Source organism: Candidatus Pelagibacter sp. PS_17, assembly GCF_059417945.1.
In genome coordinates, this window is record NZ_CM182073.1 from 1,081,373 (window position 1) to 1,105,960 (window position 24,588).

At 28.8% G+C, this 24,588-nt stretch carries 27 protein-coding genes; 14 read left to right on the forward strand and 13 right to left on the reverse strand.

Going from position 1 to position 24,588, the window contains the following annotated elements:
- Positions 1–80 precede the first annotated feature (80 nt).
- The 4 genes from cyoE to AC5SML_RS05775 form a co-directional block, all read right to left on the reverse strand.
- Entirely contained in the window at positions 81–992 is a 912-nt protein-coding gene (gene cyoE, locus AC5SML_RS05760; protein WP_006997775.1) for a heme o synthase, read from the reverse strand.
- A 32-nt stretch (positions 993–1,024) separates the two neighbouring features.
- Complete coding sequence (gene ctaD, locus AC5SML_RS05765) at positions 1,025–2,659, reverse strand: cytochrome c oxidase subunit I (protein WP_494577832.1); 1,635 nt, start codon at positions 2,657–2,659, stop codon at positions 1,025–1,027.
- Positions 2,660–2,661: 2 nt separating this feature from the next.
- Complete coding sequence (gene coxB / locus AC5SML_RS05770) at positions 2,662–3,477, reverse strand: cytochrome c oxidase subunit II (protein WP_271623272.1); 816 nt, start codon at positions 3,475–3,477, stop codon at positions 2,662–2,664.
- Between the two features lie 61 nt (positions 3,478–3,538).
- Positions 3,539–4,240, reverse strand: coding sequence for an RsmE family RNA methyltransferase (locus AC5SML_RS05775; protein WP_011281498.1), 702 nt, complete (start codon positions 4,238–4,240; stop codon positions 3,539–3,541).
- Between the two features lie 17 nt (positions 4,241–4,257).
- Between AC5SML_RS05775 and AC5SML_RS05780 the strand changes: the two genes are divergently transcribed.
- Positions 4,258–4,920 carry a haloacid dehalogenase type II gene (locus tag AC5SML_RS05780; RefSeq protein ID WP_494617029.1) on the forward strand — a complete coding sequence of 221 codons (663 nt, stop codon included), beginning with the start codon at positions 4,258–4,260 and terminating at the stop codon, positions 4,918–4,920.
- On the opposite strand, the gene AC5SML_RS05785 is transcribed toward AC5SML_RS05780, so the two are convergent.
- Positions 4,913–5,272 (reverse strand): winged helix-turn-helix transcriptional regulator, encoded by a 360-nt coding sequence (locus tag AC5SML_RS05785; RefSeq protein ID WP_006997770.1) that lies wholly within the window; start codon positions 5,270–5,272, stop codon positions 4,913–4,915. The genes AC5SML_RS05780 and AC5SML_RS05785 overlap by 8 nt on opposite strands.
- Before the next feature lie 94 nt (positions 5,273–5,366).
- Between AC5SML_RS05785 and AC5SML_RS05790 the strand changes: the two genes are divergently transcribed.
- The 5 genes from AC5SML_RS05790 (at position 5,367) to AC5SML_RS05810 (ending at position 9,471) form a co-directional block, all read left to right on the forward strand.
- Positions 5,367–5,603, forward strand: coding sequence for a CDGSH iron-sulfur domain-containing protein (locus AC5SML_RS05790; RefSeq protein ID WP_006997769.1), 237 nt, complete (start codon positions 5,367–5,369; stop codon positions 5,601–5,603).
- Entirely contained in the window at positions 5,603–6,013 is a 411-nt protein-coding gene (locus AC5SML_RS05795) for a DoxX family protein (protein ID WP_018413556.1), read from the forward strand. The genes AC5SML_RS05790 and AC5SML_RS05795 overlap by 1 nt, the downstream gene beginning before the upstream one ends.
- Positions 6,014–6,109: 96 nt before the next feature.
- Positions 6,110–7,648, forward strand: coding sequence for a glutamate synthase-related protein (locus tag AC5SML_RS05800; RefSeq protein WP_494617031.1), 1,539 nt, complete (start codon positions 6,110–6,112; stop codon positions 7,646–7,648).
- Between the two features lie 9 nt (positions 7,649–7,657).
- The gene (locus AC5SML_RS05805) at positions 7,658–8,497 is read left to right on the forward strand and encodes a pirin family protein (protein ID WP_494617032.1); all 840 of its coding nucleotides are present in this window, start codon (positions 7,658–7,660) and stop codon (positions 8,495–8,497) included.
- A complete protein-coding gene (locus tag AC5SML_RS05810) occupies positions 8,497–9,471 on the forward strand; it encodes a quinone oxidoreductase family protein (protein WP_271579936.1) in 975 nt (324 codons plus the stop codon). The genes AC5SML_RS05805 and AC5SML_RS05810 overlap by 1 nt, the downstream gene beginning before the upstream one ends.
- Here AC5SML_RS05810 and AC5SML_RS05815 read toward each other — a convergent pair.
- Positions 9,468–9,872: a DUF2721 domain-containing protein gene (locus tag AC5SML_RS05815; RefSeq protein ID WP_011281502.1), complete on the reverse strand. Its 405-nt coding sequence runs from the start codon at positions 9,870–9,872 to the stop codon at positions 9,468–9,470. The two genes, AC5SML_RS05810 and AC5SML_RS05815, sit on opposite strands and share 4 nt — an antisense overlap.
- 52 nt (positions 9,873–9,924) lie before the next feature.
- On the opposite strand from AC5SML_RS05815, the gene ubiA reads away from it, so the two are divergent.
- The 5 genes from ubiA to AC5SML_RS05840 are packed head-to-tail and all read left to right on the forward strand — an operon-like array spanning position 9,925 to position 15,561.
- Positions 9,925–10,788: a 4-hydroxybenzoate octaprenyltransferase gene (gene ubiA / locus AC5SML_RS05820; RefSeq protein WP_494617033.1), complete on the forward strand. Its 864-nt coding sequence runs from the start codon at positions 9,925–9,927 to the stop codon at positions 10,786–10,788.
- Complete coding sequence (locus tag AC5SML_RS05825; protein WP_494617035.1) at positions 10,788–12,527, forward strand: ABC transporter ATP-binding protein; 1,740 nt, start codon at positions 10,788–10,790, stop codon at positions 12,525–12,527. The genes ubiA and AC5SML_RS05825 overlap by 1 nt, the downstream gene beginning before the upstream one ends.
- On the forward strand, positions 12,527–13,789 hold the full coding sequence (locus AC5SML_RS05830; RefSeq protein ID WP_494617037.1) for a 3-deoxy-D-manno-octulosonic acid transferase: 1,263 nt from the start codon (positions 12,527–12,529) through the stop codon (positions 13,787–13,789). Before AC5SML_RS05825 ends, AC5SML_RS05830 begins: the two co-directional genes overlap by 1 nt.
- Positions 13,770–14,714 (forward strand): tetraacyldisaccharide 4'-kinase, encoded by a 945-nt coding sequence (gene lpxK / locus AC5SML_RS05835; RefSeq protein ID WP_494617038.1) that lies wholly within the window; start codon positions 13,770–13,772, stop codon positions 14,712–14,714. The genes AC5SML_RS05830 and lpxK overlap by 20 nt, the downstream gene beginning before the upstream one ends.
- Positions 14,701–15,561, forward strand: a complete 861-nt coding sequence (locus AC5SML_RS05840; protein WP_271741515.1) for a lysophospholipid acyltransferase family protein — start codon at positions 14,701–14,703, stop codon at positions 15,559–15,561. The genes lpxK and AC5SML_RS05840 overlap by 14 nt, the downstream gene beginning before the upstream one ends.
- Here the strand turns inward: AC5SML_RS05840 and AC5SML_RS05845 are convergent.
- Positions 15,514–15,753, reverse strand: coding sequence for a DUF2093 domain-containing protein (locus AC5SML_RS05845; protein WP_494617040.1), 240 nt, complete (start codon positions 15,751–15,753; stop codon positions 15,514–15,516). The genes AC5SML_RS05840 and AC5SML_RS05845 overlap by 48 nt on opposite strands.
- Positions 15,754–15,774: 21 nt before the next feature.
- Here AC5SML_RS05845 and purD point away from each other — a divergent pair, with 21 nt between their 5' ends.
- Together purD and rsmD are read left to right on the forward strand one after the other, a co-directional pair.
- The gene (gene purD, locus AC5SML_RS05850) at positions 15,775–17,040 is read left to right on the forward strand and encodes a phosphoribosylamine--glycine ligase (RefSeq protein ID WP_494617041.1); all 1,266 of its coding nucleotides are present in this window, start codon (positions 15,775–15,777) and stop codon (positions 17,038–17,040) included.
- A complete protein-coding gene (gene rsmD, locus AC5SML_RS05855) occupies positions 17,037–17,603 on the forward strand; it encodes a 16S rRNA (guanine(966)-N(2))-methyltransferase RsmD (protein WP_020169737.1) in 567 nt (188 codons plus the stop codon). The genes purD and rsmD overlap by 4 nt, the downstream gene beginning before the upstream one ends.
- Here the strand turns inward: rsmD and AC5SML_RS05860 are convergent.
- Genes AC5SML_RS05860 through AC5SML_RS05885 form a run of 6 tightly spaced genes read right to left on the reverse strand, consistent with a single transcriptional unit; the run spans position 17,595 to position 24,152 of the window.
- Positions 17,595–18,737, reverse strand: a complete 1,143-nt coding sequence (locus AC5SML_RS05860) for a phosphoglucose isomerase-related protein (RefSeq protein ID WP_494617042.1) — start codon at positions 18,735–18,737, stop codon at positions 17,595–17,597. The two genes, rsmD and AC5SML_RS05860, sit on opposite strands and share 9 nt — an antisense overlap.
- Positions 18,738–18,741: 4 nt before the next feature.
- Positions 18,742–19,194, reverse strand: coding sequence for a DUF3035 domain-containing protein (locus AC5SML_RS05865; protein WP_494617044.1), 453 nt, complete (start codon positions 19,192–19,194; stop codon positions 18,742–18,744).
- Positions 19,181–19,681, reverse strand: a complete 501-nt coding sequence (lspA, locus tag AC5SML_RS05870; protein WP_494617045.1) for a signal peptidase II — start codon at positions 19,679–19,681, stop codon at positions 19,181–19,183. The genes AC5SML_RS05865 and lspA overlap by 14 nt, the downstream gene beginning before the upstream one ends.
- Positions 19,682–19,693: 12 nt before the next feature.
- Positions 19,694–22,411, reverse strand: a complete 2,718-nt coding sequence (ileS, locus tag AC5SML_RS05875; protein WP_494617047.1) for an isoleucine--tRNA ligase — start codon at positions 22,409–22,411, stop codon at positions 19,694–19,696.
- A gap of 1 nt (position 22,412) precedes the next feature.
- Positions 22,413–23,330, reverse strand: a complete 918-nt coding sequence (ribF, locus tag AC5SML_RS05880; protein ID WP_027307185.1) for a riboflavin biosynthesis protein RibF — start codon at positions 23,328–23,330, stop codon at positions 22,413–22,415.
- 3 nt (positions 23,331–23,333) lie between these two features.
- Complete coding sequence (locus AC5SML_RS05885) at positions 23,334–24,152, reverse strand: TIGR01459 family HAD-type hydrolase (RefSeq protein ID WP_027307186.1); 819 nt, start codon at positions 24,150–24,152, stop codon at positions 23,334–23,336.
- Between the two features lie 123 nt (positions 24,153–24,275).
- On the opposite strand from AC5SML_RS05885, the gene groES reads away from it, so the two are divergent.
- Positions 24,276–24,566: a co-chaperone GroES gene (gene groES, locus AC5SML_RS05890; RefSeq protein WP_006997749.1), complete on the forward strand. Its 291-nt coding sequence runs from the start codon at positions 24,276–24,278 to the stop codon at positions 24,564–24,566.
- Positions 24,567–24,588 lie beyond the last annotated feature (22 nt).

Consider the following 24,588-nt stretch of genomic DNA (forward strand, 5'->3'; position numbering starts at 1 on the left):
AAAAAACAGAAATATCATAAATCCTATTATTGCTACTGCTGTTAAAATATTTTTTCGCTTAGTTTTTTTGTCTGGTATCATCATAATATCTTATCTATCAAAAAAATAACGAATATCAAAAACAAATATAAAATTGAATATCCAAATATTGTTTTTGCTTTCTTGGGGTTAAATTTATTTTTTTTAAACTTATAAAGCTCAAAACATAAAATGTTATAATACAATGTAAGCATTAGGGCTGGTACTAGAAATACTAATCCAACAAAATCTATTGCGTAGGGTAAAATAACCATTGGCAACATTAATAATGAATAAACTAAAATATTTATTTTAGTGCTCTCTATCCCATTAGTTAATGGAAGCATTGGAATTTTTGCCTTTTTATAATCATCTGATTTATAAAGACTTAACGCCCAAAAATGCGATGGTGTCCAAAAAAATATAATCAGAAAAAAGGTTATTGGCTCAAGAGATAATGAGTTAGTTGCTATAGTCCATCCAATTACTGGCGGTAATGCTCCTGCAGCACCTCCAATGACAATGTTTTGTGGAGTTTTTCTCTTTAACCAGATTGTATAAACAAAAACATAAAATAAAATTGTAAACAGCAGTAATACTGCTGAAATTGTATTAGCAAAATAATCTAATGCGATTACTGAAAAAAATGAAAGTGATGTTCCAAAAATTAAGGCTTGGTTTTTATTAACCTTTCCCATTGGAATTGGTCTCAAGCAAGTTCTTGTCATTAATGCATCAAGATCAGATTCGTACCACATATTTAGAGCACCAGCGGCTCCTGCACCAATTGATACTAAAAGAATTGCAATCATTGCATCTTTTGTAGAAACTGTAGAAGGCGCCATTAACAAACCCACAGCACACGTGAAGATTACCAAAGACATTACCCTTGGTTTCATTAGCTTGAATAATTCAGAAAAATTAAACACATTCACTTGGTTTAAATTTCTATTTTTTAATTTAGAGTTAATCATCAATATTTAATATAGAAAAAGCTGTAACTTTATTAACTAGATGCTTTTTCAACACCATCTGGATCTTCAAATTTTGGCAATTCCTCAAAAGTATGAAAATTTGGTGGCGATGGTACAGTCCATTCTAGAGTTGTAGCTCCTTCTCCCCAAGGGTTCTGAGCTGCAGCTTTTTTCTTAGAAAAAGAATAAATTAAGTTAGCAAAAAATACTAGTAAGCCAGCAACCGCTATGTATGAGCCGATTGACGAAACATAATTCCATCCAGCAAATGCATCAGGGTAATCAGCATATCTTCTTGGCATTCCAGCTAAACCTAAAAAATGTTGAGGGAAAAATACTAAGTTCACTCCAATGAATGTTAACCAAAAATGTAATTGTCCCATCCATTCTGAATACTCATACCCAGACATTTTACCAAACCAATAATAAAATCCTGCAAAGATTGCAAATACTGCGCCTAAAGATAATACATAATGAAAGTGAGCAACTACATAATAAGTATCATGCATTGCAGTATCAACACCTGCATTTGCAAGAACAACACCTGTTACACCACCTACTGTAAATAAAAATATAAAACCTAATGCCCACATCATGGGAGTTTTAAATGAAATTGATCCACCCCACATTGTTGCAATCCATGAAAATATTTTAATCCCTGTTGGGACCGCAATAATCATTGTTGCAGCTAAAAAATATGCTTTAGTATCTGTACTTAAACCTACCGTATACATGTGGTGAGCCCAAACAACAAACCCAACAACCCCAATTGAAACCATCGCATAAGCCATTCCTAAATATCCAAATACAGGTTTCTTAGAAAATGTTGAAACGATATGACTGATCATTCCAAAGCCAGGTAAAATTAAAATATAAACTTCAGGGTGACCAAAGAACCAAAATAAGTGTTGGTATAAAACTGGATCTCCTCCAGTTTGAGCATCAAAAAATGCTGTTCCAAAATTTCTATCTGTTAAAAGCATTGTGATAGCACCAGCTAAAACAGGTAATGATAGTAATAATAAAAATGCTGTAACTAAAACAGACCAAGCAAATAAAGGCATTTTATGCAAAGTCATGCCTGGCGTTCTCATATTTAAAATTGTTGTAATAAAGTTAACTGCTCCTAAAATTGAAGAAGCTCCAGCTAAGTGTAAGCTTAAAATAGCAAAATCCATAGCAGGTCCTGGTTGTCCAGCTTTTGACGATAAAGGTGGATATAAAGTCCATCCTCCACCAACACCTTGCTGACCTGGAGGGCCATCTACAAATATTGAAAGTAATAGTAAAATAAATGAAGCTGGTAATAACCAAAATGAAATATTATTCATTCTTGGAAAAGCCATATCAGGTGCACCGATCATAATTGGGACAAACCAATTACCAAATCCACCAATCATTGCAGGCATTACCATAAAGAAAATCATTATTAATCCATGGCCTGTAACCAACACATTATATAAGTGATAGTTGCCACCTAAAATTCCATCACCAGGATGCATCAATTCAATTCTCATTAATACTGAAAAAGCTGTACCAATAATTCCTGCAACAATTGCAAAAATTAAATACATTGTACCAATGTCTTTGTGGTTAGTTGAGTAAGCCCAACGTTTCCAACCTGTTGGTGTGTGATGATCGTCGTGTGATGCTGTTTTTGTGTACATTTTTATTTACTCGCTAGTTTTTTATATTCATTTACTGCAATTGGCTCTTTTGCAAATTTCATTTTAGCCTCTGCTAACCATATTGCATATTCTTCATCTGTCACAACTTTTACTGTGATAGGCATAAAAGCATGCTCAATTCCACAAAGTTCAGAACATTGACCATAGTACGTTCCAACTTTTTCAGCTTTAAACCAAGTTTCGTTTATTCTTCCAGGAACTGCGTCTCTCTTAACTCCAAATGATGGTAATGCCCAAGCATGCAAAACATCGTTGGCTGTAATTAAAACTTTAACCACTTTATTAACTGGAACAATAACTTCATTATCAACAGTTAATAATCTAGGTTGGTTTTCTTTTAATTCAGCTTCTTTAATCATATACGATTCAAAAATAATATTTTCATCAGGATACTCGTAGCCCCAGTACCACTGGTAACCAACAGCTTTAATTGTTAGGTCAGCTTTTGGAATAGTATCTTGTTTATACAAAATTTTAAAAGATGGAACGGCCATCACTATTAAAATCAAACATGGAATCAGTGTCCACAAAACCTCTACAGCAACATTGTGAGTAGTTTTTGATGGGTTAGGATTTTTTGACGCTCTAAATCTTATACAAACATAAATCATAAGAAATAAAACAAAAACACTAATAGCAATAATTACAGGAAGGAGAATGTTGTTATGAAAACTAACAATCTCAGTCATACTTTGAGAGGCAGAATCTTGAAAGCCTAGCTGCCAGTTTTTAGGCTGATCCGCCCAGGCGCTAGTTATTAACATTGTAGTTATAATTGTTATTAAAAATTTTTTCATTTGTTACACACTATATAAAGTGTCTTTTAAAAAATTACACTTTAGTTTTCGCGACAAAATATCAATTAATTAGGTAATTAACAATTGATAAGGCTGAAATTACAGCAGTTTCTGATCTAAGTATATTTTCGTTTATTTTAATTGGCTGAACCCCTTTAAAGGCAAGAATCTCCCCCCTTTCTTCTTCAGAAAAATCTCCCTCTGGACCAATAATTACACAAGTTGGATTATGAGCTAATTTATTAAAATCTAATTTTTTATTTTCAGAATTTAAATCTGTGAATATTAAGTCCATCTTTTCATGATTTAAAAAACTTTTTAATGATTGGGGATCTTCAATAAGCGGAACATTAATACGATTAGATTGCTCGGCAGCTTCTATGATTACTTTTTCTAATCTTTCTTTATTTATTTTTCTAACAATTGTTCTATCAAATATTATTGGTAAAAATTTTGTAACACCAAGCTCTGTTGCTTTTTGAATCATAAAATTAAAATAATTTGATTTAATGGGTGAAAAAGCTAACCACAAATCTTTTACATTTTCTTTTTGTCTTAATTGTTTTGTAATATTAAATTCAACTATACTTTTTGAAATAGTTAAAATTTTTGCTTCCCACTCTCCACTGTTATTAAATAAAGAAAAAACCTCACCCACTTTGATTCTCATTACTTTATTCACATAGTGAGATTGAGATTTATCAAGCTTAGCAGTTAAATTAAGTGATAAACTTTCTTTAAAAAATAATCTAATATTACTCATTAATGTTAAGTTAATTTATGAAAAATATTAAAGCAATAATTTTTGATGCATATGGCACTTTATTTGATGTCAATTCAGCAGCAGAAAAATGTAAAGATAAAATTGGTGATAAATGGGAAGGCTTTGCTAATTATTGGCGAACTACTCAATTAGAATACACTTGGCTTAGAAGTCTAATGAATAGACATAAAGACTTTTGGCAGGTGACAGAAGATAGTTTGGATAAATCTATGAAGGCTTACGAAATAGATTTATCAATGAAAAATGAATTATTAAATCTTTATAAGGTGCTCTCACCTTTTCCTGAAGTACCTGAAATTTTAAAAAGATTAAAAGAAAAAAATTATAAATTAGGTATTCTTTCAAATGGAACACCCTCTCTTCTTAACGAATTAGTTAAGAGTAATAATTTAGATAATATATTTGATGATATTTTTTCAATTGAAGAAGTTGAAATTTATAAACCAGACTCAAAAGTTTATGACATGCCAATTAAAAAATACAAAATACAAAAAGAAGAAGTCGCATTTTTAAGTGCTAATACTTGGGATGTTTCTGGTGGTGGAAATTATGGTTACAGTTCTATTTGGGTAAACAGAAATAATAATATTTTTGATAATCTTGATTATAAACCTAAAGATGAGGTTAAAAACTTAAAACAATTGCTTGATATTATCTAATTCTATTTTCTTCAAAATTCTTATTTAGTTTTACTGAAATAGTTCGAGTATTTCTTTTATTCCACTCTGAAAAGGATCTTAAGATAGGCATAACCGAAAGCCCAAATTCTGTAAGTGAATACTCAACTTTTGGGGGCATTATTCGAATTACTTTTCTATTAATTATTCCATCTCCTTCTAGTTCCTTAAGCTGCTTGGATAACATTTGTTGTGTAATGGTTTTTAATCCTTTTTTGAGCTCACCAAATCTAATTTTTTTACTTTGCAGTAAACTAAACAAAATTCTAATTTTCCATTTACCTCCAAGAAAGTAAACGGCTCTTTCAGCTGGACAATCTATTAAATTTTTCATGGTATGTTTTTGTATACTAGTATGTTTACTTTGCGTTATTGCTTTATTAATACCAAAGCACTAAATAGAAGTCAAATAAATTGAAAGGATCAATATGACTAAAGGACAAAACGCAGGTAACGGACCAATTGCAGTAGATGTAGAGAAAGATAAATCTTACTACTGGTGTTCATGTGGAAAGAGTTCAAAGCAACCATTTTGCGATGGATCTCATCAAGGTTCAGAATTCACTCCTCTAGCTTACAAAGCAGAAGAAACAAAAAAAGTATTTTTTTGTGCTTGTAAACAAACTAACAACCAGCCTCTTTGCGATGGTTCACACAGTAAGTAATGATTAAAGCAAGTAAAAGAACTAAAAATATGAACAATATCTTAGATCTGACTGGTAGAATACTTATCTCTCTAATTTTTTTGTTAAGTGGAATTAATAAAATTGGAAACTATGAAGGAACGGTTGGTTGGATGGAGTCTTTAGGTGTGCCAGGCATTTTTTTAATACCAGCTATCATACTTGAGATAGGTGCACCGATATTAATTATGATTGGATATAAAGTAAAAGTTTCAGCAGCTTTATTAAGTATATTTTGTATCGCCACAGCGGTTATTTTTCATAATAATCTTTCTGATCAAATGCAGTTTATATCTTTTATGAAAAATATTGCTCTTGCAGGAGGTTTTTTATTCTTAGTTGTTAATGAAACAAAAGATTTTAGCCTAGATAAAAAATTAAATAATCGTTAATTAACTAAATATATAAGTGTCTTGATGCTTTAAATTAAGACACTTATAAAAATTACATATTATTTTAAGATTTAATTTATTAGAGTAAGGGTATTAATGGACAAGCCAACTATAGCAGATAACAAACCTAAAAAAGTAGAACTAGTACAAAATGAAGAATACATGTTTTGTACTTGTGGAAAATCTAAAAACCAACCATTTTGTGATTGGTCTCATGCTGGTACTTCATTTGAGCCTATAAATTTTAAAGCTGAAGAAACTGGTGATGCTTATCTTTGTATGTGTAAACATAGTAGTACCAAACCTTATTGTGACGGTACGCATAAAAATTTTACCTCTGATCAAATTAATAAATCAGAAGAAGTTTCAGGCACTAATGAGACAAAGAGTACAGAAGAAGAGCCACATCTTGCATACATTCATGAGCTTGCAAAAAATGGCTTAACAAAACTTGGTCATCATGGAGAAATGGGAGCAATGGGTGTTCCCTCAAAAGACTTGCCAAAGTGGGAAGATATTCAAATACTTACAGCCCAACTAGCAAAAAAACCTCTTCTAGATAATGATAAAGTTGAGACAGATATAATTATAGGTAAACACTCAAATAAACCTCTAACGTTAAAGATTCCAATTTTTGTATCTGACATGAGTTTTGGTGCGCTATCAGAGGAGGCAAAAATTGCTCTAGCAAAAGGTGCTGAGGGAGCTGGTACAGGAATTTGCTCCGGAGAAGGTGGAATGCTTTTAGAAGAGCAAAAAAATAATTCAAAGTATTTTTATGAACTTGCTTCTGCTAAATTTGGTTATTCAGAAGATAAGTTAAAAAATATTCAAGCTTTTCATTTTAAAGGTGGTCAAGCTGCAAAAACTGGAACAGGTGGACATTTACCAGGGAACAAAGTTAAAGGTAAAATATCTGAGGTAAGACAAATTCCAGAAGGTGAAGATGCTATCTCCCCTTCTACTTTCAAAGACCTGACAACAGTTGATGATTTTTTAAAATTCTCAAACAGAGTTAGAGAGTTAACTGGTGGTATTCCAATAGGATTTAAATTATCTGCTCAACATATAGAAGATGACATTGAATTTGCCGTAAGTGCTAGTGCTGATTATATTATTCTTGATGGGCGTGGTGGTGGAACTGGGGCTGCTCCTTTAATATTTAGAGATAATATTTCTGTTCCCACAATTCCAGCCTTAGCAAGAGCTAGAAATTATTTAGATAAAAAAGGTTATGACCATGTATCATTAATTGTAACAGGTGGATTAAGAACTTCTGCAGATTTTGTAAAAGCACTTGCTCTTGGAGCAGATGGTATTGCAATCTCTAACTCAGCCATGCAAGCAATAGGATGCGTTGGTGCTAGAATGTGTAATACAAATAATTGCCCCGCTGGTATTGCCACTCAAAGACCAGAACTTAGAAAAAAATTAAATATTGACGAATCTTCTGCAAGATTAACTAGATTTTTTAATGCATCTGTAGATCTAATGAAGATATTAGCAAGAGCATGCGGACATGATCATCTTAATAAACTTTCTATAAATGATTTAACAACTTGGAAGCAGGAAATGAGCGAGCTATCTGGTGTGTCATTTGGTGGAGTTATAAATAATAAGCAAAACAATAAATAGAGGATAGAAATGAATAATATTGAAGTAGAAAAAATAATAGAGCCAGTTGCGGCATCAGATGGTGCTGGTGTTAAATTAAAGAGAAGTATTGGCACTCACCTTATTGATTACCATGATCCCTTTTTAATGTTAGATGAATTTGGTTCTGAAAATAAAGATGATTATATTGGAGGCTTTCCTCCTCACCCTCATAGAGGAATTGAAACAGTAACGTATATGCTTGCTGGCGACTTTGAACATAAAGACAGTACAGGTGGCGAAGGAATAATGACTGCTGGAGATGTTCAGTGGATGAAAACTGGAAGTGGTATCATTCATTCAGAAATGCCTGCAATGAAAGAAGGTAAGCTTCATGGATTTCAATTATGGGTAAACATGCCTGCTAAATTGAAAATGACTAAACCTGAATATATTTATATTGATGCAGATAAAATGAGCACTCATAAAGATGATGATAAAACTGTCAAAGTGATTGCTGGAAAATTTCAAGATGCAGAAGGACCTGTTAAAGGTCACAATGTTGAACCTGTTTATTTTGATGTAGAGCTTGAAAAAGGAAGAGAATTTAATTTTGATCTTCCCTCAACTCACAATTCATTAATATATTTAGTTGAAGGTGAAATTAAGGTAGGAGATCAAAACCATGACCAAGCTAAAAACTCTACTTTAATTATTCTAACTAGAGGTGAAAAATTAAAAGTCTCTAGCTTAACTAAAGCCAAGTTTTTATTGATATCTGGAAAGCCAATTGGTGAGCCTATTGCTAGAGGGGGTCCATTTGTAATGAATACTAAAGCAGAGATCTTGCAAGCAGTTCAAGATTATCATAATGATAAATTTGTAAAATAATGAAAACTATTAAAATAGAAAAATTTGGTGGTCCTGAAGTATTAGAGGTTAAAGATATTGAAATCGGTAAACCAGGTCCAAAAGAAGTTCTTATAAAAAATCTATCAATTGGCCTTAACTATATTGATGTTTATCATCGAACAGGCTTGTACCCTATTCCTCTACCAAGTGGAATTGGCCTAGAGGCATGTGGAATAATAGAAGAAGTTGGTTCTGAAGTTGATCTGTTTAAAGTTGGAGATAGAGTGGCTCACTCTTCAATGCCAATTGGAAGTTATTCAGAAAAACAATTGTTTCCTCAAGAAAAATTAGTTTTAGTTCCAGAGGGTATCTCAGATGAAATAGCATCTTGTATTATGCTTAAAGGGATTACTGCTGAATATTTATTACACAGAGCTTATCCAATTAAAAAAGGGGATAAAGTATTATACCACGCAGCCGCTGGTGGTGTGGGTCAAATTTTATGTCAATGGGCTAATGCATTAGGAGCTGAAGTTATTGGAACTGTTGGCTCTAAAGAAAAAGAAGCTATTGCTAAAAAAAATGGTTGTCATCATGTAATAAATTATACAGATACAAACTTTGTTGAAGAGGTGGAAAAAATTGCAGGTAAAAATGGAGTTGATGTCGTCTATGATGGTGTTGGTATTAAAACATTTGATGGATCAATTGAAACCTTAAAGGTTAGAGGTATGATGGTCGCTTTTGGTAACGCATCAGGTTACGTTGATACGATAGATGTTAAAAAACATATTAATGCAAAAGGATTATTTTTTACTCGTCCTTCTATTGCACATTATACAATGACAAGGGAAGAATTAGTCGAATCAGCTAAAAAAGTTTTTGATGCAATTTTGTCTGGAAAATTTAAAGTTGAAATTTCAAAAAAATACTCACTTGATGATGCTAAAAAAGCTCATGAAGAATTAGAAGCAAGACTATTAACCGGTCCTGCAGTTATTATTCCTAATTAATCTAAATTAACATCCATATCAGACATATGCAATTTTAATGCATTTGTTGATACTTGAATTTCTCTCATAAAAACAACAATTGAAATCATCATCGATAAACAGCAAGATCCAAAGATTAATCTTGCAGCAAAAATTTCATTCAAATAAAGGGCAAACACAGTCAACATATTAAATAAGAAACCAAATGCAGCAAACATAATAGTCCATTTTAAAAGAACAATTCTTCCACTTAAATTTATAAACTGTTTTTTCCACTCAGGAGGAATATGATTTTCATACACATGTTCATCATGAAGCTGCCTAATAAGCTTGCTCAAAGAATGAAATCTGTTGCTATATACACTCATCAATAAAGGAATGGCCGGAAACATCAATGCTGTAACTGTGTAATCTATATTCATACGAATCAGTTTGATTATGAAACTAGCCTTTGTTATTTACAAGTAAATTATTATGAAACAATTAAATCTCTTTATTGAACTAACAAGATTGAAAAGACCTATTGGCTATATGCTATTATTTTGGCCTTGTGCATGGGGACTAACTCTTGCTTATGATTTCTCAAAAAACTTAAATGATTATTTTTTTTACTTATTATTATTTTTTTTAGGATCAGTTCTAATGCGTTCTGCAGGATGCATTGTAAATGATATTTCTGACAAAGAATTTGATAAAAAAGTTTCAAGAACAAAAAATAGACCTATTGCATCCAATCAAGTTTCCATAAAATTAGGAATATTTTATACTATGATTTTATGTCTACTTGCACTTTTGGTTTTAATTAACTTTAATAACTTAACAATCTTACTTGCTCTTGGGTCTATGCCTCTAGCCTTCACTTACCCTTTAATGAAAAGATTTACTTATTGGCCTCAATTATTTTTAGGAATAACATTTAATTATGGTCTAATTTTAGGATGGACTGCAATACAGGGTGAAATAAATGCCATTGCTATTATCTTTTACTTTGGAGCCATATTTTGGACACTAGGATACGACACAATTTATGGGTTTCAGGATATTAAAGATGACGAAATTATAGGCGTAAAATCAACTTCAATAAAATTCAAAAATAAACCAAAAAACTTTGTATCTACATGTTATGTTTTTCTAATTTTTTCTATTTTAATTGTATGCTATATGATGAATTATAATTACTTTTTTTATGCAAGCTTGTTGATAACAATTGCTCACTTATTTTTTTACCAAATTAAATCTTTTAACCCTAAAATCCCATCTATGTGCTTAAAAGTTTTTAAAAGTAATAATTTAGTTGGTCTTCTCATTTTTTGTAATATTTTAATTGGGAAATTTTAATGAATAATTCAGAGATCTATAAAAGACTTTATAAAGATTACTCAAAAAAATATATTAATAAAATATTAATATCAGTTTTGTTTGGAGTTCTTGTTGCAGCTAGCACTTCTGCAATAGCTTGGCTTTTAGATCCCGCTATTAAAAAAATATTTGTTGAAAAAGACCAATCTTTAATAATTGTAATTCCTCTATTAATAATTATAGCTTTTACAATTAAAGGGTTTGCTCTTTATTTTGCAAAAGCAATCATGATTAAAGTTGCTGAAGAAATTAAAAAAATTCTCCAATCACAAATGGTAAAATCTCTAATTAAAGCAGATACTCAATTAATTGATCAAAAACATTCTGGAAAATTCATCTCAAACCTAACATATGATGTAACTCATATCACAAATTTGCTTAGTACTGCTGTTTTAAATTTATTTAAGGATAGCTTAACCCTATTTGGTTTATTATTTGTGATGTTTTATCAGAATTGGAAATTATCATTAATTGCTATAATAATGATTCCTATTGCTGGTTTAGCTTCAAAAACTCTTGGCAAAAGAATGGGGAAAGTCGTTACTGAGGCTCAAGAAAAATCTGGTTTTTTAAACACGCACTTAATTGAGTTATTTAAAAACCACAAATTAGTAAAAATATTTCAAAGAGAAGAATATGAAAGCACAAGAACTGACAAACATTTAAATCAATTAAAAGATAAAAATATTAAAATAAATACAGTATTTGTTAGAATGTCCCCAATCATGGAAACCTTAACAGGAATAATGATCGCAATTTTAATATTCTATTCAGGAAAATTGGCTCTTAAGAGTGAAATTGAAATAGGTAATTTTTTTTCTTTTTTAGCAGCAATGATGCTCGCTTATCAGCCAGTTAGAGCTTTATCAACAATCAATATAGTTTTAAATCAAGGATTATCAGCAGCTAATAGAATTCTACCTATTATTGATCATAAAAATACAATTATAGATCGTGACGATTCTAAGGACTTAAATATCACTGATGCATCCATTAAATTTAATAAATTAAACTTTAAATATAATTCTAATGAAGAAAATGTCTTAAAGAATATTAATATTAATATAGCAGGTGGTAAAATGACATCTTTAGTTGGACACAGTGGTTCCGGAAAATCAACAATTTTAAACTTAATACCTAGATTTTATGATGCACAATCTGGAGATATCATGATTGATAATCAATCTATATACAAAGTAAAAATTAAGTCTTTAAGAGATAAAATCTCACTTGTAAGTCAAGATACAACTTTGTTTGATGATACGATAAAAAATAATATCAAATATGCAAAAGATGATGTTTCTGATGAAGAGGTAATTTCAGCAGCAAAATTTTCTTATGCAAATGAATTTATAGAACAATTACCCAACAAGTATGAAACTATAATAGGTGAAAATGGAATTAGGCTGTCCGGGGGGGAGAAGCAAAGGTTATCAATTGCGAGAGCCATGATCAAGAAAAGTCCAATAATTCTCTTAGATGAAGCAACTTCATCATTAGATTCTGAAACTGAAAGTAAAATTCAAGATGCCTTAAAAATATTAACTAAAGATAAGACAACCATTGTAATAGCCCATAGACTGTCAACAATTTTAAGCTCTGATCAAATTTACATTATTGACTCTGGAAATGTTGTTGCGAACGGTAAACATGATGAATTATTAAATAATTCAGAACTTTATAAAAATTTCTATGAGAAGCAAATTCGTAAAGAATAATGTTTTTTTTATATCAAATAATAATAACTATTACTCTAATATTCTCTCCATTAATTATATTTTTTAGAATTTTAAAAAAAAAAGAAGATAAAAAAAGATATAAAGAAAAATTTTGCTTTCCATCAAAAAAACGTATTAATGGTAATTTAATTTGGTTTCATGGATCAAGTGTAGGTGAACTTTTAAGTATTTTGCCTCTAGTTCAAGAGCTTGAAAAAAATAAGTCTATAAACCAAATTTTAATTACTACTTCAACTTTGAGTTCTGCTCAAATATTTAAAAAATTTAATTTTAAAAAAACTGTTCATCAATTTTTTCCAATAGACTCAATATTCTTTTCTTATAAATTTTTGAATTACTGGAAGCCAACTATTGTAATATTTATTGAGTCTGAGATTTGGCCTAGTATCTTTAAGATTATTAATAAAAAAAAAATTCCATTAACACTTCTTAATGCAAGAATTACAAAAAAGACTTTTGATAAATGGAGACGTGTAAAAAAATTTTCAAACTCCGTGTTTCAAAATATTTCAATTGCCTACCCTCAAAATGAAGAAACATTTAATTATCTTAAAAAATTAAACGTCTCAAAAGTAAAAAAAATAGGAAATCTTAAGTTTTTCAATAATCAACAATCTAAATTTACTAAACTAGACAAAATTTTTTTAAAAAATATAAATCTTAAAAAAGTTTGGTGTGCTTCAAGCACACATCCAGGTGAAGAAATCATTTGTGCAAATACTCACGTAAAACTAAAGAAAAAATATAAAAATTTATTAACAATAATAATACCAAGACATATTCATCGTGTTAGTAAAATAGTTTATGAAATTAAAGGTTTAGATTTGAATATAGTTTTACACAGTTCAAAACCAAAAAAATTAAATAATACAGACATTTATTTGGTGGACACATATGGTGAGACAAAGAAATTTTATCAATCTTCTAATATAGTTTTTATGGGTAAATCAATATCAGGAAATGGTGGTCAAAACCCTCTTGAACCTACCAATTTAGGTTCTACTGTTTTGCACGGACCGAACGTAGATAACTTTAAAGATACCTACAAATTACTCAATAAACTAAAGATTGCTTATAAAGTTAATGGAGTAAAAAGCTTAACTCAATCAATAGACAAATTAATTACTAATCCCAATAACAAAAAAAACTATTTAAAAATTGCAAAAATAGGAAAAAAAATACTTAATGAAACTAAAGATGAGATAAATAGTTTATTAAATAATGAAATTAAAAAAACCTAAATTCTGGGATCATAAAAAACCATCCTTTTTTTCATATCTACTATTACCTTTTTCAATAATTTTAGGCTTAATCACAAAAATAAAATCAAAACCTAAATTTTCTAATTCAAAAATTAAAACAATCTGTGTTGGAAACATCTATATTGGAGGAACAGGCAAAACATCACTGGCCATCAAGATAAAAGAAATTTTAGATAAAAATAATATCAAAGCTTGTTTTATTAAGAAATTTTATCCCAATCAAACTGATGAACAAAAACTACTTAGTAAAAATGGAGTTTTGTTTAGTAATTTAAAAAGAATTACTGCACTTAATGAAGCCATTGCAGAAGGTTTTGAAATTGCTATCTTTGATGATGGACTACAAGATAGTTCTATCAAATATGACTTAGAAATTGTTTGTTTTAATAATCTAAATTGGATCGGAAATGGACTTACACTACCATCGGGACCTTTAAGAGAAAATATTAATAATCTGAAATCTTATGAAAATGTTTTTTTAAATGGAAATGAAGAAAGTCTAATTGCCATCAAAGAACAAATTAAAAGAATTAACCCAAATATTAATATTAATTCTGGAAAATATATACCGTTAAACATAGGTGAATTTGATAAAGATCAAAATTACTTGGTTTTTTCTGGTATTGGTAATCACAAAACTTTTATAGAGATGTTAAAAAATAATAAATTAAAAATTGTAAGTGATTTAGAATATCCAGATCATTACCAGTATTCAAAAAAAGATTATGATGAAATAATAATCAATGCAAAAAAATTCAACGCACATATTATAACTACTGAAAAAGATTATTTAAGGCTAGAAAACTTAAATAGAAAAGAAATTTTTTATGTTAAATCAAGTCTTGATGTATCAGACGAGAAAAATCTCACAAACAAACTAATTAAATTAAATGAAAAAAATTAAATATTTTTTTGAATTTTTAATTATATCTTCTCTTTTTATTATTTATAAATTTTTAGGATTAAAAATTTCATCTCACTTCAGTGGAAAATTATTTGAAACATTTGGTCCAATTTTCAGATCAAAAAATCTCATTAAAACTAATATTCAAAGAGCTATTCCTAAAATTAATTCATCAAAAATTAAGAGTATTACAAAAGATATGTGGAATAATTATGGAAGGACATTGTCTGAATATATGTTTCTTAAAGGTTTTAGAAATGATCAATTTAGATCAAATATTAATATTACAGGTAAAGAAATTCTTCAAAAAATAAAGCTTGAAAAAACGCCAGTAATTTTTGTTTCTGGTCATTTTAGTAATTTTGAATTAATGGCGATGGAAATTGAAAAATCTGGTGTAAATCTATCAGCAATATATCGACCATTAAACAATATTTTCTTAAATATATTAATGGAAAGAATTAGAAAAAAATATATTTGCAAAAATCAAATTAAAAAAGGAACTAGTGGAGTTAGAGAATTATTAAAATTATATAAAAAAGGCTACTCTATAGCCTTAATGATTGATCAGAGAGTCTCTCAAGGAATAAAATCTAAATTCTTTAATCAAGAAGCATTCACCACAACAATTCCCGCACAATTTATAAAAAAATTTAATTGTAAAGTAGTACCAATTTCTATTAAGAGGCATAATGGTGTAAATTTTAATATTAAAGTTGAAAAACCTATTGAGTTTTCAAAAAACTCCTCTACTGAAAAAATTACTAGAGAGCTAAACATTTGGCTGGAGAAAACAATTTTAAAAAATCCAGGGGAATGGATATGGTCTCATGATAGATGGAAGTAAGAATTTAGAGTGTCTCTTTTTTTTATGAGCTTCTACATATGAAAAATATGGTTCTTGAAGCTCAACATTCCAATAATTAAGATTTTCTAAACTAATTAATTTTCCTGATACAGCACAAACGACATGATCACCATTTTCAATAATTTCAAAGTTATTTGGTAGATATTTTAATTTTGCTAATTTTTTATTCATTTTTAGTTTATATACATCTATATGAAAGTTGGAATAATTGGAAGTGGCGGAAGAGAGCACGCTCTATGTCTGTCTATCAAGAAATCACCTAGAGTTAACAAGATATACTGCTTTCCTGGTAATGCAGGAACTTCTGATATAGCTGAGAATATTGAAATTGATTTATCAGACTTTAACAAGATTAAAGAATTTTCAATCAAAAATGAAATTAGTTTATTAATTGTTGGACCAGAAAAACCATTAGTTGATGGAATAGTGGATTTCTTTAAAGATACTGAAATAAATATTTTTGGTCCTGATAAAATTTCTTCTCAGTTAGAAGGATCAAAAATATTTACAAAAAAAATATGTGAAAAACACAATATACCAACTGCTAAATTTGGTATTTTTGAAAATGCCAATGATGCAATATCTTTTTTAGATAAAACTCAGTTTCCACTTGTTGTCAAAGCTGATGGTCTTGCATCTGGAAAAGGTGTTTATATTTGTGAAAATAAAGATGATGCAAATTTAGCAATAAAAGAAGTTTTTGATGGAAAATTTGGATTAGCAAAAAATATTTTAATTGAGGAATTTCTTGTTGGTGAAGAAATGAGTTATTTTATTATAAGTGATGGTAAAGAAATCAAGGGCTTTGAAACCGCACAGGATCATAAAAGAGTTCTAGAAGGTGATAAAGGAGCGAATACAGGTGGAATGGGTGCTTACTCACCTTCAAGACTACTCAATCAACCTTTGGAAGAAAAAATATTAAATAAAATAATCAAACCTACCATTAACGCTCTAGAAGAAATGGGATCTAATTATAAAGGATTCTTATACGCTGGCTTAATGATAGTTAAAGATGAACCTTATTTGATTGAATACAATGTACGAATGGGAGATCCAGAGTGTCAGACTATTTTACCAAAATTAAAAACAGATTTATTTGAAATTATCAATGCGTGCTGCAATGAAAACCTAAAAAATATAAATATAGAGTGGCATAATAAAAAAAGTCTATGTATTGTTTTATGTTCAAAGGGTTACCCGGATAAATATAATAATCAAATTTTAATAGATAATATTGAAAATCTAAAGCTTGATGAGGATGATTATTTTTTTCACGCTGGTACAAAAAAAATAAATAATAAAGTTTATTCAAATGGTGGAAGAGTAATTAATTTTGTTAGTCTGTCATCAAATTTTAAAAATAGTAGAGATAAAGCTGTAAGTTTAATTAAAAAACTTAATTGGAAAGATGGTTTCTATAGAAAAGATATTGGTCATAAGGTGATTGATGAATGAGAATTATTTCAGGAAATTTTAAAGGCAAAAAAATTCTTCTACCTAAAGATAAACTAACAAGACCTCTCAAAGATTTAACAAAAGAGTCAATTTTTAATATATTAAAACATTCTAAATTATTAAATGTAGAGTTAGAAAATTCTAATATTTTAGATTTATTTTCAGGTGTTGGATCATTTGGTCTCGAATGTTTATCAAGAGGAGCTAGAAATGTTACCTTCTTAGAGAGTTACACAGAAGTATTAAACATTTTAAAAAAAAATATAGATAATTTAAATCAACAAAATCAAACAAAAATAATTGAAAAAGATATTTTTTCTGAAAATACACTTAAACTATTAAATGACAAATTTGATATTATTTTTATGGACCCTCCGTATAAGGAAAAAAAATTACCTTTTCTGCTGAATGCAATAACTAAATTAGAATTGCTTAACACAGATGGCATCATAATTATTCACAGACATAAAAAAGAAGATGACGACCTACCAAAGGAATTCAACCTAATTCTAGAAAAAAATTATGGTATTTCAAAAATTATATTTGGAAATATTTTAACTTAATATTTTTTTTGTTTCTATTTTTATCAGCTCAACAGAAGGTTGATCAAATGGATTAACATTTAAAGCTCGACCAAGTAAAATAGTCTCTAAAATAAAGAAACAGAACAATTCACCCAGAGACTGTTCATTTCTTTTTAAAATTCTAAAGCTTCTAAAAGGAATTTTTTTTGAAATAAAAACTTTCTCTGTAGCAATCATTTGGGATTGTTTTATTTTTTCTATTGATAAGTTTTTTAAAAACTTATGAGTATTTAAAACACTATCATTCTTAATTTTTATATTTCTATTTTCTAGTACATTAAAAAATGTATAAAAATACTTATTTGGGCCGTCTAAATAAAGCTGCATTAAACTATGATTATCTTTTGGCATTGAAGAAACAACAGGTAATAATCCAAGTGATTTTTTTCCTAAACTTTCAGCTATTAGTTGCTGATACCATTTAAATAAATTTTCAGATTGCTCATCATAATTTAAAATTATTGACGTTTGTTTTCCACTCTTAATTAAGTTTAACGTAGTTGACACGTTACTTACTAAATTGTTAATAAAATTTTTATTTTTAATAAGATTATTAAATTGCTTAAATTTCTTTTCATTCAAATTCATTAATTCTGCAGGTAACATTCCAACTTCTGACAACACAGAATACCTGCCTCCTACGTAATTTTTATGCTCAAATATTTCTGCCTTTAGTTTTGCTGCTATGTTAGTTAGATAGCTATTTTTTGACTCAGTAATAATAATATTTTTTTCTTTTTTGGTAATTAATGCATTGGCATTCGCTATTGTCTCCAATGTATTTCCTGATTTAGAAATAATTAAATTTAAATTTATATTTTTATTATTAAAATAATCTGCATTGCTATTTAAATTATTAACAAAAGTAATTTTTTTTTTTATTTTAGGTTTTAAAAAATCATAAATAGCTTCAGAGCCAAGAACAGATCCACCCATACCAATTATTCTTAAATTTGATAATTTTTTATATTTTTTAATTATTTTTTTTGAATAGCTATATTTATATGTGGGTTTTAAAGTTTCAAACAATGCTGGCTGATTTTTTAATAGTTTTAAAAAATCTTTTTTTATTATTTTAGAACTTTTGATATTTAAAAAATTTTTAAATATCATTTCTTTAATGCTCTAGATTATTAAATTTATCTTTTAGTTTTTTAAAAAAACCTTTTTTTTTTGGTTCTTCATTATCTTGAATAACTTCATCTAAATTTATTTCTGTAGTTTCTATTAAATTAACTTTTTTTTCATTAATCTTTTTAATAATAGATTGCTCGATAGAATTTTTTGCATCATCACTTTTTTCACTTGTGCTTATAGAAGAGCTTTGATTTATTATATCTTCAATATCTGATGTATCTTTTTTATCTGATATTATGTTTTCTTCAGGTTCCTTTCCAGGTTCTGGCAACTCTCCAAAGCTAGGTGGTAATACTAATGGGGATTTTTTTTCAACCAAAAATTCGTCACTTCCTTTTTTTTTACTTCCTCCCAATCCTTCAGCAATTGTGCCACAAGAGTTTAAAAAGAGAATTATTAAAAAAGAAGCTATTAATGGATTAGTTTTTTTCATTTGTATTTTTATTATTAAAGAAAAGTTCTACTAAAATAAGGCAAAAAACTCCAATGGTAATAAATATGTCAGCTACATTAAAAACAAACCAATGAAAACCATAAAAATGTAAATCAATAAAATCTGGAACAGCGGTATAAACTATCCTGTCATAAAAGTTCCCAAAAGCGCCACCTGCAATTAATGCAAAAAAGTAACGCTGAATATTATTATTTTTTAACATCATAAAAATAATACCAATAATAATAAGACCAATTAAGATTGTAATAAAATTATAAATAACACTTCCATCTATTGAAAATAAACCAAAAGCTATTCCTTTGTTCCAGATTAAAAATAAGTTCAAAAAAGGCGTGATATAAATATCAACTGAAGTTTCTACTTCTGCAAGTTTTAAGATATATAGCTTTGTTATGCGATCAAATATAAAAACTACTAATATAATTACTAAATTTAAATAAAAGTTTTTTAAGTTAATTTTGTTCATCAACCTTTTTAGTTAATCTGAATGTCTCTCACATTTAACTTTATTGATTTTCCAACAAACTGGGCATTTATTTCCTTCGGCTTTAATCGTTTCAATAATTAGTTCATCAGTGTTTGATTGATGAACTAAAGCAGAAGATGTGATGCATATTTCTGAAAAATCCACATTTTTTGAAATTTCGAATAATGTTTTATTTAGATTAATAATTAGACTAGCTTCTAAGCTTGATCCTATTTCTTTGCTAGCTCTTTTTGCTTCAATACTTATATTGCAGATATCTCTAATTTTTTTTAACTCTATCCATTTCTTGTGTAATTCTTCATCTTGAAAAGACTCTGGATATTTCATGAATTGTTCAAGATGAATACTTTTTTGCTCTTTGTTTATCAGGGTAAAAATTTCTTCGGTTGTAAATGAAAGTATTGGTGCAAACCATTTAACCAAAGATTCTAAAATAATATTTAAAACTACTATACTACTCTTTCTTCTATCAGAATTTTTTGAGTCACAATATAAAGCGTCTTTCCTAATATCAAAATAAAATGAAGATAGGTCTACTGTGCAAAAATTTAAAAGCTCTTTATAAAGATTGTGAAAATCATAAGATTTAAAATAATTTTTAAAATTATTATTTAGCTCATACACTCTATGAAGCATATATCTCTCTAGCTCTGGTAATTGTTTGATGTCTAGACTTTCCATATCAATTTTTTGGAAATCATCATTTAGGTTACCTAGTAAATATCTAAATGTATTCCTAATTTTTCTATATGAATCAGCGTGTTGTTCTAAAATAGAATAATCAATTCTTAGATCCTCAGCATAATTAGATGATGCAACCCATATTCTTAAAATATCTGCACCATATTTTTTCAAAATATCCTCAGGTGCAATTACGTTTCCTACAGATTTTGACATTTTTAAACCTTTGCCATCCACAACAAATCCATGTGATAATATCGATTCATAAGGTGCTCTCCCTCTTGTTCCACAAGATTCTAACAGTGACGAATGGAACCATCCTCTATGCTGATCTGAGCCTTCTAAATACATTGATGCTGGCCATTGAAGGTCTTCTCTTTTTTCCAAAACAAATGCATGAGTGCAACCGCTATCAAACCAAACTTCAACAATATCACTTATTTTTTCGTAATCTTCTGCTTTATATTTATCCCCTAAAAATCTTTGAGGACTATCAGAAAACCAACAATCAGAACCCTCTTTTTCATAAATGCTCGCAATATTCTCATTTACATTATCATCTACTAAAATTTCTTTAGTAGTTTTATGAACAAATATTGGAAGTGGAACTCCCCAAACTCTTTGTCTTGAAACACACCAATCTGGCCTTGTTTCAATCATTGCTTTTATTCTTTCTCTGCCTTTGTCTGGATAAAATTTAGTATCATCAAGAGCTTTTAATGCTTTTTTTCTCAAGCCATGACTTTCCATAGAAATAAACCATTGCGGAGTTGCTCTATGAACAAGAGGTGCTTTTGATCTCCATGAATGTGGATATGAATGAACTAGTTCCCCATTAGATAATAACTTTTTTTGTTCTTTTAATTTTTCAATAACAATTGGATTAGCTTTAAAAATATGAGTTCCCTCAAATAAAGGAAGGTTTTTAGTGTATTTACCATCACCATCTACTGTCTCTATGGCTTTTATCCCATGCTTTAAACAAAGATTAAAATCATCAGGACCATGACTGGGTGCACAATGAACAATACCTGTTCCCTGTTCTGTTGTAACAAATCTTGCTTCAAGCATTGGTATATCATAATCATAACCTAACTCTAAGAAAGGGTGGCTACAAATTGTATCTTTAAAATCCTTACCCTTAAATTTTTTTATTTCTTTGTAACTTTTGATTTCACAATCTTTGATTACAGATTCTAGTAGAGCTTCCGCAACAACTATTTTTTTATTCTTAAAATCTCCTTCATCACCTAATTCAATTATTAAATAATCTAAGGCTTCATTATATGCTAGGGCTTTATTTGCGGGTATAGTCCATGGAGTGGTAGTCCATATAATAACATCTGTATTTTCTAATTCTTCTATATTTGTTTTCTTAACTGGGAAGGCTGTATAAATTGTATCTGATTTATGATCTTGATACTCAACTTCAGCATCTGCTAAAGCTGTTTTTTCTACAGTTGACCAAAGTACAGGTTTAAAACCTCTATAAAGACTTCCTTCTTTTAAAAATTTTCCTAATTCTCTTACGATTTGAGCTTCTGCTTCAAAGCTCATTGTTGCGTAATGATTTTCCCAATCTCCAACAACACCTAATCGTTTAAATTGTGTTTTGTGAACTTCAATCCATTTTTCAGCAAACTCTCTACACTCTTTTCTAAATTCTGTTATTGGAACTTCATTTTTATTTTTTTTGTTTTTTTTATATTGCTCTTCGATTTTCCACTCAATGGGTAAACCATGACAATCCCATCCTGGAACATATACAGAATCTTTACCATCCATTTGATGGAATTTAACAATAATATCTTTTAAAATTTTATTTAAAGCAGTACCCATGTGAATATTACCATTCGCATATGGTGGGCCATCGTGAAGTATGAACTTCTCTTTTCCCTTATTAGATTTTCTCAACTCTTTATAAAGATCAATTTTTTTCCAATATTCTAAAATTTCAGGTTCTTTATTCTGTAAATTTGCCTTCATGGAGAAAGCTGTTTTAGGTAAATTTATATTTTCTTTGCTCATGTTAACTTTTTTTAGCAACTTTTAAGTCGCTTTGAATTTGTTTTTTTAATTGATCAACGTTTTTGAATTTTTTCTCTTTTCTTATAAATTTTGTGAACTCTACTGATAAATACTTATTATAAAGATTTCCAGAAAAATTAAAAATATGAACTTCTAATAAAATTTTTTTTTGATTAAAAGTTGGTCTATAACCAAGATTAGCAATCGCTTTTAGTGATTTATTGGAGTTTTTTTGTTTTACTTTAACGGCATACACTCCAGGCATCGCAATCACATAATCTTTAATATCAATATTGCAGGTTGGAAAACCAATTTTTTTTCCTTGCTGTCTTCCCTTTTGAACAATTCCTTCAATTGACCAATTTCGACTTAATAACTTATTAGTTTTCTTTAACTGCCCTTTTTCTAGAAGAGAGCGGATATATGTTGAGGAGATAACTTTTTTATTTAAAATTAGTGGTTGTGGTTTTACTATTTTGTAATGGTATCTTCCCTCATTTTTTATTAACTGCCTAACATCTCCCTCTCTTTTATTACCAAATCTAAAGTTATTGCTAACAAATATGTATTGAGCTTCTAATTTTTTTGATAAAATTTCTTTAATAAAAAAATCAGACTTAATTGCAGAAAATTTTTTATCAAATTTTTTAGTAATTATAAAATCAACCCCTAAATGATCTAAAATTATTTTTTTTTGATTTATATTTGAAATTCTAAAGTTTTTAAAACTTTTATTAAAAAACATTTTAGGCATTGGCTCAAATGTTAAAACACCAATTTTTAGATTAAATTTTTTTTTATAAGTATTTGCTAATTTAAATAATTTTTGATGACCTAAATGAACGCCATCAAAATTTCCAATCAAGATAATTGATTTTTTATGATTATTTGAAATTTTAAAATCTTTATACAGCTTCATATTTTACCACTTTAATTCTGTTTGAATAAAGTTTACAACAACTTCATATTTTTTTGAAATTACATCAATACCTTCTTTTTTAATTTCATCTTTATGAACACCATTTGATATAATTAATGAATTAAAATTTAAAAGATTGGCTCCCTTAATATCTGTATTTAAATTATCACCGATAGATAAAACTCTTTTTCCTTCGTTATTAATTGCTTGATTATAAACCTCAGGAAATGGTTTTCCAAAATAAATAACCTCTCCACCCATTTTTTCAAAAACAAGAGCTACAGACCCTGCACATAATTCTCTTCTGTTTCCTTTATCAACAATTAAGTCTGGGTTGGTGCATATCATTATTTTATTAATATGCTCTTTCAATAAATCTTTAAAATAGTTTAAATCTTCTGCCTGCTCTTCAAATAATCCTGTACATAATAAATATTGACTACCTTTAATATCTTTAGATTTATTTTTTTTAAAGTCTGAAAACAAATCAAAATCTCTAGAAGGTCCAATATGATAAAAAAATTTATCAAAATAGTTTTTCTTTAAATAACTTAATGAAGCCTCTCCAGAAGAATAAACTTTTTCTCTAATTTCTTTGTTCATTCCCATTTTTTCTAATATTGTTTTAACCACTTTATTAGGTCTTGGCGCATTGGTTAAAAGAACATAGTCTTTGTTTGCTTTGGAGATTTCTTCTAAGGCTTCGATTGCGTTTTTATGAAGGGTTATCCCATTATGAACAACACCCCATAAATCGATATAAAAAATATCATAATTCTCTATAATAGACCTTAATCCATCCTTATCTAAATTCTTAGTCATTATGGGAGGTATAACTTATAAAAAACACAATTTCTCTGGTTTTTTGCCTTACATATTTTTTTTAACATCTCTTGAAATAGTAAACCTAATAGCTATATGAGTCGCATAATAAAAGGAGAATTTATGAAATTTAAACCGTTACACGATAGAGTTTTAATAGAAGTTTTAGACAGTAGTGAAAAAACTGCTGGAGGAATAATTATCCCCGATACAGCCCAAGAAAAGCCTCAAGAAGGTAAAGTTATTGCTGTTGGTGGTGGTGCAAAAACTGAAGATGGAAAACTAATTCCAATGGATGTGAAAGTTGGAGACAAAGTTCTTTTTGGCAAATGGTCAGGAACTGAAATCAAAATAGATGGCAAAGAATACAGCATAATGAAAGAGTCTGACATTATGGGTATTTCTGGCAAATAATTTAATTTAAAGGAGAAAATAA